This window comes from Streptomyces sp. NPDC058326 (genome assembly GCF_042879855.1).
Classification (GTDB): Bacteria; Actinomycetota; Actinomycetes; order Streptomycetales; family Streptomycetaceae; genus Streptomyces.
In genome coordinates this window covers 298,296-315,772 of the sequence record NZ_JBHVZO010000005.1, presented here as the reverse complement: position 1 = coordinate 315,772, position 17,477 = coordinate 298,296, and the positions used below count along the sequence as shown (strand labels likewise).

Here is a 17,477-nt window from a genome sequence, read left to right as displayed (position 1 = left end):
CTTGTTGTTTTTTTTTTTTTTTTCACTCTACCGCCTGCCCCCGGCGGCGGGGGGGGGGGGGCGCCCCCCCCCACCCCGGCCCTGTGGGGGGGGGGGCGCCCCCCCGCCCCCCCCCCACCTCTCTCATTCTCTGGAGTCTCCCCGTCATGCAGAACGCGAACGCACCTGAGTCGTCGCTCATCGGGGAGGAGTACGAGGTCGAGGTCGGCCCGGTGGCCCACGGCGGCCACTGCATCGCCCGCACCGAGGAGGGCCGCGTCCTCTTCGTCCGCCACGCCCTGCCCGGCGAGAAGGTCATCGCCCGCGTCACCGAGGGCGAGGAGACCTCCCGCTTCCTGCGCGCCGACGCGATCACGGTCCTCGACCCCTCCAAGGACCGCGTCGAGGCCCCCTGCCCCTTCGCCGGCCCCGGGAAGTGCGGCGGCTGCGACTGGCAGCACGCCAAGCCCGGCGCCCAGCGCCGCCTCAAGGGCGAGGTCATCGCCGAGCAGCTCCAGCGGCTCGCCGGACTCACCCCCGAGGAGGCCGGCTGGGACGGCACGGTCATGCCCGCCGAGGGCGACAAGCTCCCGCCGGGCGAGGTCCCGCAGTGGCGCACCCGCGTCCAGTACGCCGTCGACGCCGAAGGCCACGCCGGTCTGCGCAAGCACCGCTCCCACGAGGTCGAGATCATCGACCACTGCATGATCGCCGCCCAGGGCGTCTCGGAGCTGGGCATCGAGAAGCGGAGCTGGGAAGGCATGGCGTCCGTCGAGGCCATCGCCGCCTCCGGCTCGAACGACCGCCAGGTCATCCTCACCCCCCGCCCGGGCGCCCGCCTCCCCCTGGTGGAACTCGACAAGCCGGTCTCCGTGCTGCGGGTCGACGAGAAGGACGGCGGCGTCCACCGCGTCCACGGCCGCGCCTTCGTCCGCGAGCGGGCCGACGGGCGCACCCACCGCGTCGGCAGCGGCGGCTTCTGGCAGGTGCACCCGAAGGCCGCCGACACCCTCATGCTCGCCGTGATGCAGGGCCTGACCCCGCGCAAGGGCGAGACGGCCCTCGACCTCTACTGCGGCGTCGGCCTCTTCGCCGGCGCCCTCGCCGACCGCGTCGGCGACCAGGGCGCGGTCCTCGGCATCGAGTCCGGCAAGCGCGCGGTGGAGGACGCCCGCCACAACCTGGCCGACTTCCCGCGCGTCCGCATCGAACAGGGCAAGGTCGAATCGGTCCTCCCCCGCACGGGCATCACCGAGGTCGACCTGATCGTCCTCGACCCCCCGCGCGCCGGCGCCGGCAAGCAGACGGTCCACCACCTCGCCGGCCTCGGCGCCCGCCGCATCGCCTACGTGGCCTGCGACCCGGCGGCCCTGGCCCGAGACCTGGCGTACTTCGCGGAGCGGGGGTACAAGGTCCGGACGCTGAGGGCGTTCGACCTGTTTCCGATGACGCATCATGTGGAGTGCGTGGCGATCCTTGAGCCTGCTGGAAAGGGCCGCTGACCTGGCGTTTCTCCGAGTGTGCGTTATGGGCGGTACGTGCGCCACGTGCGATATCTTGACGCGTATTCGACGCACGTGACGCACGTTTGACGCACGGACGGGGGCTCCAGCGCCCGAGAAAGGGCCTGAGGTCGTCGGCTCGTGGTTCTGGGATGTCGGGCAGTCGGGGCGGTGTGCGCAGGGGGTCGAGGTGCTCCACGCGTGCTGCTGCCCAGTCGATCCATGCTTCGGCTTCGATTCTGGTCTGACCCTGGGGCATGGTCTCGACGCGGGTGCGTACGGCGCTCACATACTCCGCGAGTCGGGTGGCGTGGCGCCATGTGGCTTCCTGCGCCTCGAAGTGTCTGACGCGGTATGCCTCGGCGTACTGGACGCGTGCTTCTTCCATGGCGGCTTCCCAGCGGATGCGCTTCTGGCGGGCCGCTTCGATCTCGTCGAGACGTCTGCGTTCGGCGGCTTCGCCGCGAAGCGTGACCTCCTGCGCGATCTCGGCGAGCTGGTCTTCGAGGGAACGTGCGGGGGTGTCGGCCCACTCGCCCGCCCGGTGCGGCTGGCCGCCGCTGAGGACGAAGCGGAGGCGTTCGGACGGGGTGTAGTCGAAGCGGGGGATCCTGATCCAGGAGTTTTTCTCGGCCTCGGCGAGTTCCCTCTCGGTGGCGAGATGCTCAGTCCGGTCTTGCTCCTGGAGGACGAGGAACTCCACGGACTAAGTGGGGAGACGCCCTTCGTCGGCGATGGAGCGGGGGCGCGAAGCCGGTCTGCCCTGCCGCACTGGAGTGTCCTGCCTTCTCGGTAGCGGTGATCAGCGCCTGGATAAGCCTGAGGGCGCGTCCTTGGACCGGCAGGGACGGGTTCGAGGACGTCCAGGCGCCAGGCGGGGATGCCGACGAGCTTGATCTCGTACCCGCCACGGCACCAGCCCCCGTGCAGCTCCTTCGTCTCCGGGACCCTTCCGGACCTGCGCGCCGCGGCGACGCGGGAGGGCCACTTCTCCAACTCCGGACCGCTGCCGCTCTTCACGATCCGGCCGCCAGCATCCGTGAGCTCTTGCAGCAGCTGCTCTGTGAACGTCACGCGAGGCTGTGGGGGAGGGCTCGGCTTTCGCCCGGCGGCCGAAGTTTCCCGGGCGCGGGTGGGCGGCGGTTGCGGAGTGGCGACCTGGGTCTTCCGCGGGCGAGACCCGCGGGGAGGGTAGGTGCCGTGCGTCAGGTAATACTGGCCAGTGGTCGTCAGGGCGACGCTCCACTGGCCGCCTTTCCGGGAGACCGTGACCAGGCTCCGGTTCTGCAGTGCCTGGCACGTGGTCTTGTAGGTGCTGGTTTCCCACATGCCGGCAGGGCACCCGGCGCCCACCCACTGCAGCACCGAGAGCTGCCGCTCATTGACCTGTCGTTCCAACGGGCCGCCTTCGACTCGAAGCGATCTGTAACGGCGGCATGCTGCCACTTCCGTTGGTCAGCGACTGGCGATTCGAAACAATTCGCTCGAGTGAGCGGGCCTCAGGATTGTCATTTGCGTGCTGGACTGGATGTCTGCGCGGGCGGCGCTTTTGCGGTGGTGAAGGTAGGGGGCCCACAGTCGGACACGCCACCGCATGATCTCGTGGTCGGTCTGCTTGAACGACTGGATCAGCTTCGCGACGTTCTCGAACGCCTGGCGGCGACGCTCCGCCCTCGCAGGATCTGCCTGGCATTTCGCGATGTCCTCGTCGACCTGAAGCCGAACCGACGCGCCGATCTCTTCACTCTGCTTCTGGCGGCGATGATCTTCGCGGGTGAGTTCGTACTCCTCAAGCGGTGAGCGCTTCGTTGAAGAGGGGCGTGGCTGCAACCGGTAAGAGGTGACGCATGCACGAGTGACCGCGTTGGTGAAGAGGCTGGGGCTACGGTGGGTACCGCCGATGCAGCTGTCGAAGATCAGCAACTCGCTGTTCCAGGCCGTGTACGAAGAGGGGCACCGAAAGACGTGAGTGATCCGGAGCGCGTACCTGTGTCGACGCGAGGTTAGTGCGACGCTACCGGCGAGCGTGACGGCAGCAAGCGCAGCGGAGCTTCACGTGGGTGTAATTGCGGTCTTTCGTGCGATCGCGCTCTGTCCCCCGTCTCTTCGCCGGGCCGAGCAGTTGTCGCCGCATGCGCGGGGACGTTCGAGAGGAGGTACTGCCGGTGCATTCATGGCTCTCCGAGCGCCGCCGGTCCGCGATGAGTACGGTCTTCGGGGCCTGTGTCGCCGTGCTCCTCGGCCTGCTGGGGGTTCTCGCGCCGGGGTCCGTGTCCGCCTCCAGTGCCGATCTGGGCGTGGTGGCACTGTTCGCCTACCTGATCTGCTACCTGGTGGTCACGCTGAGAGCCTTTTCGGCCGCGCCGCCGGAACGGATCCGCTTCTGGGCGAGGAGGGAGGAGCGTGGGACGGTGCTGCAGCGCTACCTTCTGGGGACCGCGCCGGGGCCCGGGGTGTCGGTCCTCATCGCGTCGGCGGCGCTCGTGGTGTCGGCGGTGTGGCGTCCCGGGCATCTGGGTTCCGCCTTCCCGGCGGGCGCGCGGGTTCTGATGGCGCTCGGTCTCGTCGTCGTCGCCTGGATCTGCGTTCTGGTCGCCTTCGCGGTCGCGTTCCATGCCGACAACCTCGTGGAGGACGAGGCGGCGCTGGACTTCCCGGGTGGGGAGACGGCGGCTTGGGCTGACTACGTGTACTTCGCCCTGTCGGTCATGACGACGTTCGGTACGACGGACGTCACGGTGATGTCGCGGGAGATGCGCCGGACGGTGGCGGCCAACGCGACCATCGCGTTCGTCTTCAACACGGTGATCGTGGCCGGCATGGTCGCAGCACTGGACAGTGGGCAGGGCGGCTGACAGGTGCCGTCGGTCCTCGGGCGATGGTGGGGCGGTAGCCGGTTCGTCCGCGCGTGGGGAGTGAGCCGGCCACCGCCCTTCGTGCTCAGGGGGTGAGTACGAGGCGGATCGGGTCTCCGATCTTCTTCTCCAGCCGGGCGACGGCGTCCGCGGCTTCGGCCAGCGGGACGTGGGCGCTGACGGAGGGGCCGAGGTCGATCCGTCCGGCGGCGGCCAGTCCGACGAGCTGTTCCACGTGCTCCGGCTCGGAGCCGTAGTGGCCGCGGACCTGGTTGACGTTGAAGCAGAATCCGATGCTGTCGGCGATCGTGACCGGCTCAGGGGTGAGTCCGGCGAGGACGAGCGAACCGAAGGGACCGAGGACCGACGCGGCCTGGGCGCGGGCGGCGCCCACGCCGGCGAAGTCGAACGCGACGTCGAGGCCGCGCCCGGCCGTCGCCTCCCGCACCGCCTCCGCGAAGTCCGGGGCGAGGGGGTCGAGGGCGACGTCCGCGCCGAAGGTGAGGGCCCGCTCTCGGGCCGAGGGCAGCGGGTCGATCGCGAGGATCGGGGCCGCGCCGACCATCCGGGCGAGCCGCACGGCGTGGGCGCCGAGGCCGCCCGCGCCCCAGATGCCGACCGACTGGGCGGGGCGGACCGCGCCGGTTCCCACGATCGCGGCGTACGGGGTGGAGACCGCGTCGGGGATGATCGCGGCCTGGTCGAAGGGCAGGTCGTCCGGGATCGGCAGCAGCGTGCCCTCGCGGGCGATCGCGTACTGCGCCCAGCCGCCGTCGTAGTCGAGGCCGCGGGTGATCGGCCGGTGGCACGTCATCCGTCGCAGGCAGCCGCCGCAGTCGCCGCACGCCTCGCCGGCCTGGAGGACCACGCGCTGTCCGGGCGTCCAGTCGCCCTTCACGTCCGGGCCGAGGGTGTGGACGACTCCGGCGACCTCGTGGCCGAGGGTGACGGCGCCCGCCTTCGTGACGGCGTCGGTGGGGAAGAAGGGGCTCAGGCTGCCGTCGATCAGATGGATGTCGGACAGGCAGACGCCGGCGGCCCGCACCTCCACGAGGACCTCGCCCGGGCCGGGGACCGGGATCGGGACCTCTTCGACGGCGAAGGTACGGGTGTCCAGGCGCAGCCGCCCGGCCAGCATGGTGTTCATGCGGAGACCTCGATGTGCTCGGTGGAAGAAGCGCGTGCATAGCTCAGGCGCTCGACATGGTCGACTGACCGTGTCGTCCAACCGTGTCTATTGACGAGGTCGCTTGTCAAGGCGCTCCCGCCGGACGTTCGCAGTGCGCTCCGAGTTCCGCCCTGTGACTGTGTCATTCAATACAGTCATGCGACATGTTCACTCGACAAAGTCGTATGTATGTTGGTTGGTGACTGCTGGAGTGCAACGAAAGGCACGCTCATGACTCAGGTGTCCGTAGGCGCGGCGCGGGCGATCCCCGAGCGCCCCCCGCTGCCCCTCGTAGGCCACGCGTTCAACGTTCCGGCGGGCGCGGACTTCCTGGCCTACCTGCTGAAGGAGTTCAGGGAATTCGGGCCCGTGTACCGGCTGCGGCTCTTCGGGAGGGACACCGTCATGGTCGGCGGTCTGGACCTCGTGACCGAGCTGTCGGACGAGACCCGCTTCCGCAAGCACGTGCACGCCGACCTGGTCGAGGTCCGGGCTCTGGCCGGGGACGGTCTGTTCACCGCCTACAACCACGAGCCGAACTGGCGCAAGGCCCACGACATCCTGATGCCCGCCTTCTCGCTCGGCTCGATGCGCAGCTACCACGCCCCCATGCTCCAGGTCGCCCGGTCGCTGATCGGCAAGTGGGACCGGCTGGCCGGGGTGCAGACGGTGGACGTGCCCGACGAGATGACCCGGCTGACCTTCGACACGATCGGCCTGTGCGGCTTCGGCTACGACTTCCAGTCCTTCCGCCGCGATGACCTGCACCCGTTCGTCGAGGCGATGGCCCGGGCCCTCGTCTTCGCCCAGGAGAAGGGCGAGTCCATCCCGGGCTCCGAGCTGTTCAAGAGGAAGAAGGTCGAGCAGTTCCGCGCGGACGTCGACCTGATGACGGACCTCGTCGACGACGTGATCAGGGAGCGCCGCGCCTCCGGCGACACCAGCACGGACGACCTGATGGGGCTGATGCTGCACACGAAGGACCCCGTCACCGGCGAGCCGCTGGACGACGTCAACATCCGGCACCAGGTGATCACCTTCCTGATCGCCGGCCACGAGACCACCAGTAGCGCGCTCTCCTTCGCCCTCTATTACCTGACCAAGCACCCGGAGGTCCTCGCCCGGGCCCAGGCCGAGGTGGACGCCCTGTGGGGCGACACCGAATCCCCGGACCCCCAGTACGGCGACATCGGCAAGCTCACCTACATCCGCCAGATCCTCAACGAGAGCCTGCGACTGTGGCCGACGGCGCCCGCGTACGCCGTCGAGCCGATCGAGGACACCGTCATCGGCGGCAAGTACCCCGTACGCAAGGGCGAGTCGCTGATGGTGATCGCCTCGGCGCTGCACCGCGACGCGGCCTGGGGGGAGAACGTCGAGCTGTTCGACCCCGAGCGCTTCACTCCCGAGCGAGAGGCGGCCCGTTCGGTACACGCCTTCAAGCCGTTCGGCAGCGGGGAGCGTGCCTGCATCGGGCGCCAGTTCGCGCTGCACGAGGCCACCCTGCTGCTCGGCCTGCTGGTGCACCGCTATCGCCTGATCGACCACACCGACTACCAGATGAAGATCAAGTCGACGCTGACCATCAAGCCCGACGGGTTCAGCCTGAGGCTTGCCCGCCGCACCGGCGACGAGCGGCGCCTGCCCGTCGCCGCGGCGGTGGACGCCGCGGCGGGCCGGACCTCGGCCGTGACGCGCCGGGCGAGCGGGACCGCGCTGACGCTGCTCCACGGCTCCAACCTCGGCACCTGCGCCGGCATCGCCCGCGACCTCGGCACGGACGGCGAGGAGCACGGCTTCGCCCCGACCGTCACCTCCCTCGACCAGTACACGGAGAGGTTGGCCGGCTCCAAGGGCCCCGTCGTCATCGTCGCCGCCTCCTACAACGGTCGCCCGACCGACGACGCCGCCGAGTTCGTCGCCTCCCTGGAGAACCTCGCCCCCGGCTCGCTCACCGGGCTGCGCTACGCCGTCCTCGGCGTCGGCGACCGCAACTGGGCCGCCACGTACCAGCGGATCCCCACCCTGATCGACGAGCGCCTGACCGCCGCCGGCGCCGTCCCGCTCCTGGAGCGCGGCAGCGCCGACGCCTCCGGCGACTTCGGCGGAGTGGTCGACCAGTGGACGGAAGACCTGTGGAAGGCGCTCCTGGAGGAGTACGGCGAGGCGACCGCCGGTGAAGCGGTCGGCCCCGCGCCCGAGGCGGAAGGGGAAGGGCTCTACGAGCTGGAGGACACCTCGGAGTCGGTCCTCGGAGGTCTCGCCGAGCGCCACGGCGTCCAGCCGATGGAGGTCCTCGAAGCGTACGAACTCGTCGACACCGACCACGAGCTGGGCCGCTCCAAGCGGTTCCTGAGGCTCCGGCTGCCCGAGGGCGTCACCTACCGCACCGCCGACCACCTGGCCGTCCTGCCCAGCAACCCTGAGGACCTCGTCCAGCGTGTCGCCGACCGCTTCGGCCTCGACCTGGACCGCACCGTCCGGCTGCGCGCCCGCCGCCGGAGCCGGGGCGCCCTGCCCGTCGACCGGCCGCTGACCTTGCGCCGCCTGCTCACCGACTTCGTCGAGCTCCAGGACGCGGCCACCCAGGAGCAGGTCGCCGTGCTCGCCGAGCACACCGACTGCCCGCCCGAGAAGCAGCCGCTCACCGCCTTCGCCACCGCCGATCCCGAGACCTTCCGGGAGCAGGTGACCGTCGCGGGGCTCAGTGTCCTGGACCTCCTGGAGCGCTACCGCGCGTGCGAACTGCCCTTCGAGCGCTTCCTGGAGCTGCTGCCGGTACTGCGTCCCCGGCACTACTCGATCTCGTCGTCCGCCGCGGCCCGGCCCGGCGAGGCCGACCTGATGGTGTCGCTGCTCGCAGCGCCCCACAGGGCGGGCGAGGGCACCTTCCGGGGCATCGCTTCGCACTTCCTGCAGACCGTGGACGCGGGCGACGTGATCCAGGCCCGCGTCCTGCCGTGCAGCGAGTCCTTCCGCCTCCCCGAGGACACCTCCGTACCGGTGATCCTGGTCAGCGCGGGCACCGGACTCGCGCCCTTCCGCGGCGCCGTCCTGGACCGCCACCACACGGGCTCGACCGGCACCCTGCTCTGCTACTTCGGCTGCGACCACCCCGACGTGGACTTCCTGCACCGGGAGGAGTTCGAGGCGGCCGAGGCGGACGGCGCCGTCAGCATGCGTCCCACCTTCATGCACGCGCCCGAGAACGGCGCCCGTTTCGTACAGGAGCGCATCGCCCGCGAGAGCGAGGAGGTGTGGTCGGTCCTGGAAGCCGGTGGGCGCGTCTACATCTGCGGCGACGGCCGTCGCATGGCCCCCGCCGTACGGGAGGCGTTCATGGCGATCTACCGCGAACGGACCGGTGAGAGTGACGAGCGGGCCGTGGCCTGGCTCGCCGCGCTCGTCGGGTCCGGACGCTACGTCGAGGACGTCTGGGCCGGCTGATTCTCCTCAGAAGCGGTGGTGGGTACACCTTTCCCAGGTGCGCCCACCACCGCTTTCGCGTGGTGTCAGGCTATGGGTACGTCCGGAAGGTCGAGGTCCCCCTTGGCCAGCGCCACGCTCGCGGCCACGAGCGCCCTGAGCCCCGTCCGCTCGGTGGCCTCGTCCGGCAGACACTGGAGGACCTGCATGGTGAGTCCGTCGAAGCCGGAAAGGAAGAACCGGGCCACCGTCTCCGGAGACTCGGCCAGTTCCTGCCCCGTCCTCTCGGCCGTCTCCGCGATCACCTGGGCGGTCACCTCTATGACCCGCCGGTAGTGGCTCTGCCTGGCCTCGTTGAGGCCGGGCACGCGCAGGGCGAACATGGTCAGCTCGCTGAGCAACTGGTGGTGCGACGTCGGCTCGCGCACGGTGCCCCACAGGGCGCCCGCCAGTGCGCTGAAGGTCTCCTCGAAGCCCGCGTCCTCCGGCGCCGCCCGCCGCACCTGCGTCACCAGCTCGTCGGTGATCTGGTCCATGACGGCTCGGTACAGGTCCTCCTTCGTACCGAAGGTGTAGTGGACGGTGGCCTGCGCGACACCGAGCTCCGCGGCGATGGCGCGGGTACTCCCCGCGGCGACGCCCTCCCGGGTCATGAGATCGATGGCCGCCTTGATCAACTGGGGGCGGCGCTCCGCCGCGGAAACATGAGCCATAGGCCCACTATATCGACTTAGTCGATCGATCAAGTCGGCCTGGATCAGGCGTTACGTCACTTCGGCGATCGACGCGCTGTCCGCGGGGAGAGCCTGCTCGGCCCAGATGACCTTTCCCTCGCGACCGTGTCGCGTCCCCCAGCGCTCCGCGCACTGGGCCACGAGGAGCAGGCCGCGACCGCCTTCGTCGTAGATCCGGGCACGGCGCAGATGCGGGGCGGTGCTGCTGGCGTCGGAGACCTCGCAGGTGAGCGTCGACTGGAGGATCAGTCGCAGCTGGATGGGGCTCTTGCCGTAGCGGATCGCGTTCGTGACCAGTTCGCTGACGACCAGCTCCGTGGTGAAGGAAAGTTCCTCCATCCCCCAGGCCGTCAGGACGCCGGATGCGAAGCGTCGGGCCCCGGACACGGCGGCCGGATCGGGAGGGAGGTTCATCGTGGCCACGTGGTCCGGGTCGAGGGCATGGGTCCGGGCGACGAGCAGAGCGACGTCGTCGGCGGGGCGGCCGGGCAGCAGTGCGGCCAGGAGTCGGTCGCAGATCTCCTCCAGCGAGTCCGGCGCCGAGGTGAGGACGTCGTGCAGTGTGGCGAGTCCTTGGTCCACGTCACGCGTGCGGCCGGCGATCAGCCCGTCGGTGTGCAGGACCAGCAGGCTGTCCTCCGGCAGCTCGAACTCCGCGGTTTCGAAGGGGAGTCCACCCAGGCCGAGAGGCGGTCCGATCGGTACCTCCGGCAAGGCCTCGCTGATCTTCGAAGGGGTTACGACGGTCGGCGGGACATGGCCGGCACTGGCCAGGGAGCACCGGCGGGAGACGGGGTCGTAGATCGCGTACAGGCACGTGGCGCTGGTCTCGCCCTCGTCCGCCGACTCCTCGCGCTGCATGCGGATGACCACGTCGTCCAGATGCGTGAGGAGTTCATCGGGCATGAGGTCGATGTCGGCGAAGGCGCGGACGGCTGTGCGGAGCCGGCCCATGGTGGCGGCGGCGTGCAGGCCGCGACCGACCACGTCGCCGACGACCAGCGCCACACGGGCCCCGGACAAGGGAATGACGTCGTACCAGTCACCGCCCACGCCGGCGCGGGATCCGGCCGGCAGGTAACGCGAGGCCGTTTCGACGGCCGACTGTTGCACCGTGTGCCGCGGCAGCAGGGTCCGCTGGAGGGTGAGCGCGGTGGAACGCTCATGGGTGTACCGGCGGGCGTTGTCGATGGACACCGCCGCCCTGGAGGCGATCTCCTGCGCCAGCAGGAGATCGTCGTCGTCGAAGGGGGGCGAGGTGCGATGGCGTACGAACTGCACCAGGCCGAGGGTCTCCCCACGGGCGTGCAAAGGCACGAGGAGCACGGAGTGAAGACCGAGGTCGCGCAGTACCCGGCCGCGGGACTCCGACGGCGCCACCCACGTGGGCATCTCGGTCCCCGCGATGTGGTGCAGGACGGATCGCCCGGTGGTCAGTGCGCGAACCGGTTCCGAGTCGTCGGGGTAGGCGTGGGTCTCACCGACGCGGAGCGGGGACTCCGGACAGCCGTCGAGGACGGAGCGCTGGGCGACGCGGCGCTGCGTCAGGGCCTCCGGCGGACCGGCGCCGGTCTCGTCGAGTGCGGAGTCGAAGAGGTCGACGGTGACGAGGTCGGCGAAGTCCTCGGTGCAGACCTCCGTCAGCTCCTCCGCGGTGCGGGAGATGTCGAGCGTGGTCCCGATCCGCTTGCTCGCCCTGTCGGTGAAAGCGAGCCGACGCTGCAGCAGACGGTCGCGTTCCTCCTGGTAGGCGGCGACGACCTCTTCCGAGGATCGGTCCACGTAGTCGAAACCGATCGCGACCAGCCTCATCGTGGCCTGGTTGATCATGTGCCAGTCGCTGGTGAGGCGGGGAGCTTCGGCCTGCAGCTGTTCGAGCAAGCTGAGATGGTCGAGCCGGTAGGCACGGAGGAGTCGGCTTACGGGGATTCCCCGCCGGGCGTAGAGGCGGGCGATGTCCAAGGCGGCCGGAGGAGTCTTCGACGTGCTCGCGCCGGGGCGGGCCTCCAGGAGATCAAGGAGGGCGGTGACGTGCTGGGCCGTCTCCTCCAGGGTCAGAGCCGCGATGTCCGGGTCTTCCCACAGCTCGGGGAGTTCGCCGTTCAGGCGCTGGAGCAGCAGGCCGGACAACTTCTCCACCTGTGGTCTGAGGTGGCGGGCCAGCTGACCAAGGAACGCATCGACCTCGGTTCCCATAGTGCGAATGTACGGGAAAGCCATGGCGTGCGCTCCTCGGACAGCTGTGGCGGCCTCTGATCGACCCGGATCTCAGAGGCCGAGGTGGTCGCCCAGGTCGGCATAGTCGACCTGCCACAGGCCGGGAGAGCCCGTGGGGTACTGGGAGCGGAAGCCGAGCATGCGCTGGACGCGCGGCGAGAGCGTCTTGGCGAGCTCCCTGTCGACCAGGAAGGGGTACGCCTCCTCACCGGTGAGGAAGCCCGCGTTGAACGCGAAGGCGAGGCCGCGCCGGTACTCGTCGCCGGTCCGGTTCGCTCCGCCGCCGTGCGCGGTCTTGCCGCTGAAGAGAAGGACGTCCCCGGCGTTCATGACGGCGGGGATCGTCTGCTCGGGGGTCCCGCGGTCCTCGAAGTCGCTCCAGTGGTTGCTTCCGGGGATGACGCGGGTGGCGCCGTTCTCCTCCGTGAAGTCGGTCAGGGCGACCAGGAAGTTGATGGTGACTTCCGGACCACCGGGCCCCATGCCGATGAACGGGAACCAGTTCTCCAGGTCACGGTGGAGCATCTGCGCCTTGTTGCCGGGGCCGATCTCGATCACCTGGGCGGTGGTCATCCAGTACGTGCCCGACTCCTGGAGGAAGACCAGGTCGCTGATCTCGTGGACCAGGGGGTGGTCGATGACCTCGCTGCGGAACGTGGCGCTGTGCGTCACCAGGTTCGTGAGGCGCTTGGTGTTGCTGCCGTGGAATGCGGCCACGATCTCGTCCTCGTGGAGGGACCCCGGGGCCAGCGCCCGCAGCGGCTGCTCGATCTCGGCGTTGAAACGGACGATCTGCTCCTGCGTCAGGAAGCCCTTGATGATGACGCCGCCGTCACGGGTCACGACCTTGAGGATCTCCTCCGCCGGCGTGTCGTTCGCCACGGACGTCAGGGTCTGGGCCTTCTTCTGTGTCGTCATGTGCGTCCTCTCCCTCGTTGTTCATGTGGTGGTCGTCTCACTGTCGCCAGCCAGGACCGTCGGCGAGAACGACAGCGGGCACCTGCTTCGCCCGGGCCCGGTGCACGATGCACAGGCCGGTCGCGGCACGGCGGAGCTATCCGCTCATGACGTTCTCGTCGGAGCCGATGCGCGCCCCAGGGGCGCCACGGTCAGGAGTCGGTCCCGACGCCGCATGCCGGCGCCGTGCCGTCCGCTCCCAGGGACGTGCGCTGCCGAGCCATCCGAGGAGGAACGCTGCCGGGACGGAGATCAGCCCGGGGGTGTGGAGCGGGAACAGGTTGAAGTCCTGCTCCGGCAGCAGCGCGTATCTCGTTCCGGAGACGGCGGGGGAGGCGAGGGTCAGGAGGGTGCACAGGGACAGCCCTCCGTAGACGAGCCACAGCAGCCCTCGGCGGTCGAAGCCGGTCCAGAGGAAGGAGTAGACGAGCGCGGGGAACACGCATGAGGCCGCGAGGCTCAGCGAGAAGGCGAGGAGGAACTCGATGGGGTAGCGGTGTACGGCGGTGGTGAGGAGAAGGCTCACGGCGCAGAGCGCGACGACGGACAGCCGCAGGACTGTCGGCTCCCCGATCCCGATCCTCGTACGGCCCTTCTGCCCCACCAGGTCGCGGGTCACGGAGACGGCGGCGGCGAAGGTCACGCTCGCCACGGCCGTGAGGACGGCCAGGAAGGCGACACAGGCCACGAGGGTGATGAGCACGACCCGGCCGGTGGAGTGCTGGGGGAGGACCTCCGATGCCAGGAGGATCGGGGCTCCCTGTCCCCTCGCGTCGACCGCCCCGATCCGTCCGCCGCCCACCACCGCGGCCGCGGCGAAGCCGGTCGTGATCAGGAGCAGGTAGAAGAGGCCGGTCAGCCCTACGGCGACGCTCAGTGAGCGCCGGGCGGCGGGTACGTCCCGGCCGGCGCTGACGCGCAGGAGCAGGTGGGGCATCATCGCGGTGCCCAGGATGACGACGATGTGGTCACTGAGCGTGCCGAGCGGCCCGACGCCGGCGGTGTGCATCCACAGGCCGGGACTGAGGTACTCGTCCGGCGACATGCTCTTGTCCATGGCGGCCGACAGGAGAGATCCAGGACTCCAGTCGAACAGGCGGAGCGCCAGCAGGGACACCGCGGCGAGCGTCGCCAGGGCTACGGGCACCTTGACGGCCTGGACGAAACTGGTGCCGCGCAGATCGGCCACTCCTGCGAAGCACGTGATCAGGAACCCCATCAGCACCGTGCACACCACCTGAGCCCGCTCGGTCGGCATGCCGATCAGAAGGGCGGCGGTGATGCCGCCGGCACGCAGTTGGACCATGAGCAGGGGTACGGCGATGCACAGTGTCACCACCGCACCGGCGATCCGTGTTCCCGGCCCCTCGGCACGCAGGGAGAACAACTCGCCCAGGGTGTAGCGGCGGGTCGCGCGAATCCTGGAGGCGAGGAGCAGGAAGACGCCGAGCGCGAGGGCACTGTCGACGGCGGTCGAGACTCCGTCGTAGCCGAAGAGGGCGATCGCCCCCGGCAGCGAGACCAGAAGGACGACCGTGATCTGTTCCCCCGCCATCGCGACGCCGTTGAAGACGGGCGGGAGAGATCGGCCGGCGACGTAGAGGCGTTCCGGGTCGTCGTCCTGCGTGGCGAGCATGAAGACCCACAGCAGGCAGAGGCCGATGAAGACGAGGAAGGCGCTGATGACCGCGCCCCTCGCGGCGGTGCCGATGAGATCGGGCGAGCCGACGCTCAGGAGGTGCGTCGTCACCACGCGCCCCCGGCCGAACGCGAGGCGGCAGTCGTCGCCGAGGCCGGTTCGAAGGACGCGGCCCGGTTCTCGTACCACCAGGTCCCGCCGATGAGGACGACGAGCTGCGTGAGCGCCCACGTGATGCCGAGGGTGAGACGTCCGTACACGGAGATCTCTCCGAGGGCCGTGGAGCAGGAGAGCAGGACACCGACGGCGAGCGGCAGCGCGTTGACGGTGACCAGCACCCGTGTGTCACGGGAAGGATGCCAGGAGGAAGCGGAGGGCACGGGAACTCTCTCTGAGGAAAAGGAGGACGGACACGGCGCGACGGGGGGCGCGGGGGCGGTCGCGGCCGTTGAGGACGAGCGAGGGAGTCGGGCGGCCGCGCTCCGTACCGGTCGGAACTCCATGGCTGCGACCGCAGGGGGTCGACGGTGGCGCGGCCTCCGCTGCGGAGGCCGCGCCGGTTCTCGTCGACGAGCAGCGGCCTCGGCGTGATGTCGGAGCAAGGCGGGCTGGCCGCCGGCGAGGTCGGTGAAGAGCGCCGCACCGGGACGCGTCGGGTGTCAGCGGCGGGTGGTCGCCGTCAGGCTGGCGTATTGCCCGGCCCGCTCAAGGAGCCGTGGGACGCCCGTTTCGAGCGAGGGCCCGAAGGCCGTGTCGTGGGGGCGTTCGCCACGCTGCCAGCGGGTGTGGATGGCCTCGCAGAAGATCGCCGCCTTCCACAGGGCGAGGGTCTGGTACCAGGGGAGCGGGGTCAGATCGAGGCCGGTACGACGCTGGTAGCGCTCTGCCAGCTGACGCTGGGTGAGGTAGCCGGGCGACCGGGTCACCTTGGTGAGTTCGAGCGGGGTGGCAGGGCTGCCGGCCTCGGACCAGGTGGCGGTGAGGTACCCCAGGTCCGCGAGCGGGTCGCCGAGCGTGGCCATCTCCCAGTCGAGGATCGCGAGGACCTCGGCCGGGGCCTGCGGGGCGAACATGAGGTTGCCCATGCGGTAGTCGCCGTGCACCACCGAGGCCGCCTGGCTCGTCGGCAGGTTGCGCGCCAGCCAGTCCGCGATGCGCTCCACCGCGGGCAGGCTGCGGGTGGTGTTGACCTCCCACAGGCCGCGGAACCGTTCGACCTGGCGCTGCAGATACCCCTCGGGTCGGCCCAGGGAGGCGAGTTCCCCTCCGGACACGTCGATGCCGTGCAGGGCGATGAGGGTGTCGATGACCGCTTCGCTGGTGGCCCGGCGCTGGTCGGCGGGGGAGAGGTGGGGCGGGATCGTGTCGGTGATGACCGTCCCGTCGATCCGGCCCATGAGGTAGAACGGCACGCCCAGGACGGTTTCGTCCTCGCAGACGGCGAGGATCTCGGGCACCGGCACCCCGTGCCCGTGGAGGATTTTCTGGATGCGGGCCTCGCGCACCATGTCGTGGGTCGACTTCGGCAGTGGCGGGCGCGGGCCGCGGCGCAGGACGACGCACTCGCTGCCGCGTTCGATGAGGTAGGTGATGTTGGACTGGCCGTCGCCGATGCGCTGCCAGGCGAGCGGGCCGCTGCCGATGCCGTGGGTGTCGAGGAAGGCGGTGACCGCGTCGAGCACCAGCAGCGGAGGGCTGGCGAGGCGGCGGGCCTCCTCGCGGCTCGCGACGACCTCCGCGCCGTCGGGGACGGTGTGCATCATGCGTCCCCGTCCCGGCCGATGACGGCGTCGCCCCGGTAGGGCTCACCGGCCCGGACCGCTGCCCGCCGGGCGGCGGAGGCCCGGCGGGCGATGGCCCACCGGTGGGTCTCGTTGGAGCCGTCGTAGATGCGGAAGGGACGGACCTCGTTGAGGTACTGGGCGAGGGGGAGTCCGTCGGAGACGCCGTCTCCGCCGCAGATCTGGATGGCGCGGTCGATCACCCGGTAGATCGCCTCCGAGCAGTGGACCTTCGCGACCGAGGACATCGCCGAGCCCGCCTTCGGGTCGCTGTGCAGCAGCGCCGCGGTCTTGGTGATGATCGCGTCGGAGGTCTCGATGTCGATGACGGACTCGGCGATCAGGTGCTGGGCCAGGCCGAGCGAGTCGATCGGACCGCCGAACAGCTCCCTCTTCGCGGCCCGGTCGAGGGCGATGTCGTGCGCCCGGCGCGCCAGTCCCAGCCAGCGCATGCAGTGCGTGAGTCGCGCGGGGCCGAGCCGTACCTGCGCGTACCGGAAGCCGAGTCCGACCTCGCCGAGGACCGCGTCGTCGGGGACGAAGCAGTTCTCGATGTACAGGTGCGGGTGGCCGCCGTCGATGGAACGGTCGACCGTGTGGATCGCCTCGCCGACCCTGATGCCGGGGTTCGTCATGTCGACGAGGAACATGGTGGCCCCCTCGGGGGAGCCGTCGACGGCCGGGGTGCGGGCCATGACGATGCAGAACCCGGCACCGACGGCTCCGCTGGTGAACCGCTTGTGACCGTCGATGATCCAACCGCCGTCGGCGCGCACGGCCGTGGTCCGCAGAGCGGCCGGGTCGGATCCCGCTCCGGGGTGGGGCTCGGTCATGCCGAAGCACGACCGGACGTCCCCCGCCGCCAGAGGCGCGAGATACAGCTTCTTCTGCTCCTCGGTCGCGATGACGTTGAGCATGTGCATGTTGCCCTCGTCGGGGGCCATGCAGTTGAGCGCGCTGGGGCCGATCGGCGAGTAGCCGGCCTCCTGCAGGACCGGCGACCAGTGCGCGATGGGCAGGCCTTGGCCGCCGTACTCCTTCGGCACGAGCGGCGCGAAGACACCGGCCTCCTTCGCCGCGGCCTGCAGCCGGTCGCGGGTGGCCTGGTCGAGGCGTCCGCCCGGCGCGGGCTCCGCGTCGATGACGACCTCACGGATGAACCGGCGGGTGCGCTGCCGCAGTTCCTCCACCTCGGGAGGGAGATCACTGAAGGTCATGA

General features: G+C 70.1%; 13 protein-coding genes. 4 read left to right on the top strand and 9 right to left on the bottom strand.

What is annotated here, in order from left to right; genetic code table 11:
• Window positions 1–146 precede the first annotated feature (146 nt).
• Window positions 147–1,481, top strand: a complete 1,335-nt coding sequence (locus ACFVYX_RS12875) for a class I SAM-dependent RNA methyltransferase (protein ID WP_389681370.1) — start codon at window positions 147–149, stop codon at window positions 1,479–1,481.
• 340 nt (window positions 1,482–1,821) lie between these two features.
• The gene (locus tag ACFVYX_RS12870; protein WP_389681369.1) at window positions 1,822–2,277 is read left to right on the top strand and encodes a hypothetical protein; all 456 of its coding nucleotides are present in this window, start codon (window positions 1,822–1,824) and stop codon (window positions 2,275–2,277) included.
• Between the two features lie 659 nt (window positions 2,278–2,936).
• Here the strand turns inward: ACFVYX_RS12870 and ACFVYX_RS12865 are convergent.
• A complete protein-coding gene (locus tag ACFVYX_RS12865) occupies window positions 2,937–3,404 on the bottom strand; it encodes a hypothetical protein (protein ID WP_389681368.1) in 468 nt (155 codons plus the stop codon).
• Between the two features lie 209 nt (window positions 3,405–3,613).
• Between ACFVYX_RS12865 and ACFVYX_RS12860 the strand changes: the two genes are divergently transcribed.
• On the top strand, window positions 3,614–4,336 hold the full coding sequence (locus ACFVYX_RS12860; protein WP_389681367.1) for a DUF1345 domain-containing protein: 723 nt from the start codon (window positions 3,614–3,616) through the stop codon (window positions 4,334–4,336).
• Between the two features lie 85 nt (window positions 4,337–4,421).
• Here the strand turns inward: ACFVYX_RS12860 and ACFVYX_RS12855 are convergent, their stop codons facing one another.
• Window positions 4,422–5,483 (bottom strand): zinc-binding dehydrogenase, encoded by a 1,062-nt coding sequence (locus ACFVYX_RS12855; protein ID WP_389681366.1) that lies wholly within the window; start codon window positions 5,481–5,483, stop codon window positions 4,422–4,424.
• A gap of 252 nt (window positions 5,484–5,735) precedes the next feature.
• Between ACFVYX_RS12855 and ACFVYX_RS12850 the strand changes: the two genes are divergently transcribed.
• Window positions 5,736–8,951 (top strand): bifunctional cytochrome P450/NADPH--P450 reductase, encoded by a 3,216-nt coding sequence (locus tag ACFVYX_RS12850; protein ID WP_389681365.1) that lies wholly within the window; start codon window positions 5,736–5,738, stop codon window positions 8,949–8,951.
• Between the two features lie 65 nt (window positions 8,952–9,016).
• Here ACFVYX_RS12850 and ACFVYX_RS12845 read toward each other — a convergent pair whose 3' ends face one another.
• From ACFVYX_RS12845 to ACFVYX_RS12815, 7 genes are all read right to left on the bottom strand, one after another.
• Complete coding sequence (locus ACFVYX_RS12845) at window positions 9,017–9,643, bottom strand: TetR/AcrR family transcriptional regulator (protein WP_389681364.1); 627 nt, start codon at window positions 9,641–9,643, stop codon at window positions 9,017–9,019.
• Window positions 9,644–9,694: 51 nt separating this feature from the next.
• Window positions 9,695–11,884 carry a SpoIIE family protein phosphatase gene (locus ACFVYX_RS12840; protein ID WP_389681363.1) on the bottom strand — a complete coding sequence of 730 codons (2,190 nt, stop codon included), beginning with the start codon at window positions 11,882–11,884 and terminating at the stop codon, window positions 9,695–9,697.
• Window positions 11,885–11,932: 48 nt separating this feature from the next.
• Window positions 11,933–12,799, bottom strand: a complete 867-nt coding sequence (locus ACFVYX_RS12835; RefSeq protein WP_389681362.1) for a phytanoyl-CoA dioxygenase family protein — start codon at window positions 12,797–12,799, stop codon at window positions 11,933–11,935.
• Window positions 12,800–12,935: 136 nt separating this feature from the next.
• On the bottom strand, window positions 12,936–14,588 hold the full coding sequence (locus ACFVYX_RS12830) for a transporter (RefSeq protein WP_389681361.1): 1,653 nt from the start codon (window positions 14,586–14,588) through the stop codon (window positions 12,936–12,938).
• Window positions 14,585–14,857, bottom strand: coding sequence for a hypothetical protein (locus tag ACFVYX_RS12825; RefSeq protein WP_389681360.1), 273 nt, complete (start codon window positions 14,855–14,857; stop codon window positions 14,585–14,587). Before ACFVYX_RS12825 ends, ACFVYX_RS12830 begins: the two co-directional genes overlap by 4 nt.
• A gap of 279 nt (window positions 14,858–15,136) precedes the next feature.
• Window positions 15,137–16,240, bottom strand: coding sequence for a phosphotransferase family protein (locus ACFVYX_RS12820; RefSeq protein ID WP_389681359.1), 1,104 nt, complete (start codon window positions 16,238–16,240; stop codon window positions 15,137–15,139).
• Entirely contained in the window at window positions 16,237–17,475 is a 1,239-nt protein-coding gene (locus ACFVYX_RS12815; RefSeq protein WP_389681358.1) for an acyl-CoA dehydrogenase family protein, read from the bottom strand. The genes ACFVYX_RS12820 and ACFVYX_RS12815 overlap by 4 nt, the downstream gene beginning before the upstream one ends.
• Between the last annotated feature and the right edge of the window lie 2 nt (window positions 17,476–17,477).

What these genes read in the sequence shown, in the direction of transcription:
- ACFVYX_RS12860 (WP_389681367.1), top strand. Translation starts at nt 3,614, where the DNA reads ATGCGCGGGGACGTTCGAGAGGAGGTACTGCCGGTGCATTCATGGCTC.
- ACFVYX_RS12845 (WP_389681364.1), bottom strand. Translation starts at nt 9,643, where the DNA reads ATGGCTCATGTTTCCGCGGCGGAGCGCCGCCCCCAGTTGATCAAGGCG.
- ACFVYX_RS12875 (WP_389681370.1), top strand. Translation starts at nt 147, where the DNA reads ATGCAGAACGCGAACGCACCTGAGTCGTCGCTCATCGGGGAGGAGTAC.
- ACFVYX_RS12835 (WP_389681362.1), bottom strand. Translation starts at nt 12,799, where the DNA reads ATGACGACACAGAAGAAGGCCCAGACCCTGACGTCCGTGGCGAACGAC.
- ACFVYX_RS12850 (WP_389681365.1), top strand. Translation starts at nt 5,736, where the DNA reads ATGACTCAGGTGTCCGTAGGCGCGGCGCGGGCGATCCCCGAGCGCCCC.
- ACFVYX_RS12840 (WP_389681363.1), bottom strand. Translation starts at nt 11,884, where the DNA reads ATGGCTTTCCCGTACATTCGCACTATGGGAACCGAGGTCGATGCGTTC.
- ACFVYX_RS12855 (WP_389681366.1), bottom strand. Translation starts at nt 5,483, where the DNA reads ATGAACACCATGCTGGCCGGGCGGCTGCGCCTGGACACCCGTACCTTC.
- ACFVYX_RS12815 (WP_389681358.1), bottom strand. Translation starts at nt 17,475, where the DNA reads ATGACCTTCAGTGATCTCCCTCCCGAGGTGGAGGAACTGCGGCAGCGC.
- ACFVYX_RS12820 (WP_389681359.1), bottom strand. Translation starts at nt 16,240, where the DNA reads ATGATGCACACCGTCCCCGACGGCGCGGAGGTCGTCGCGAGCCGCGAG.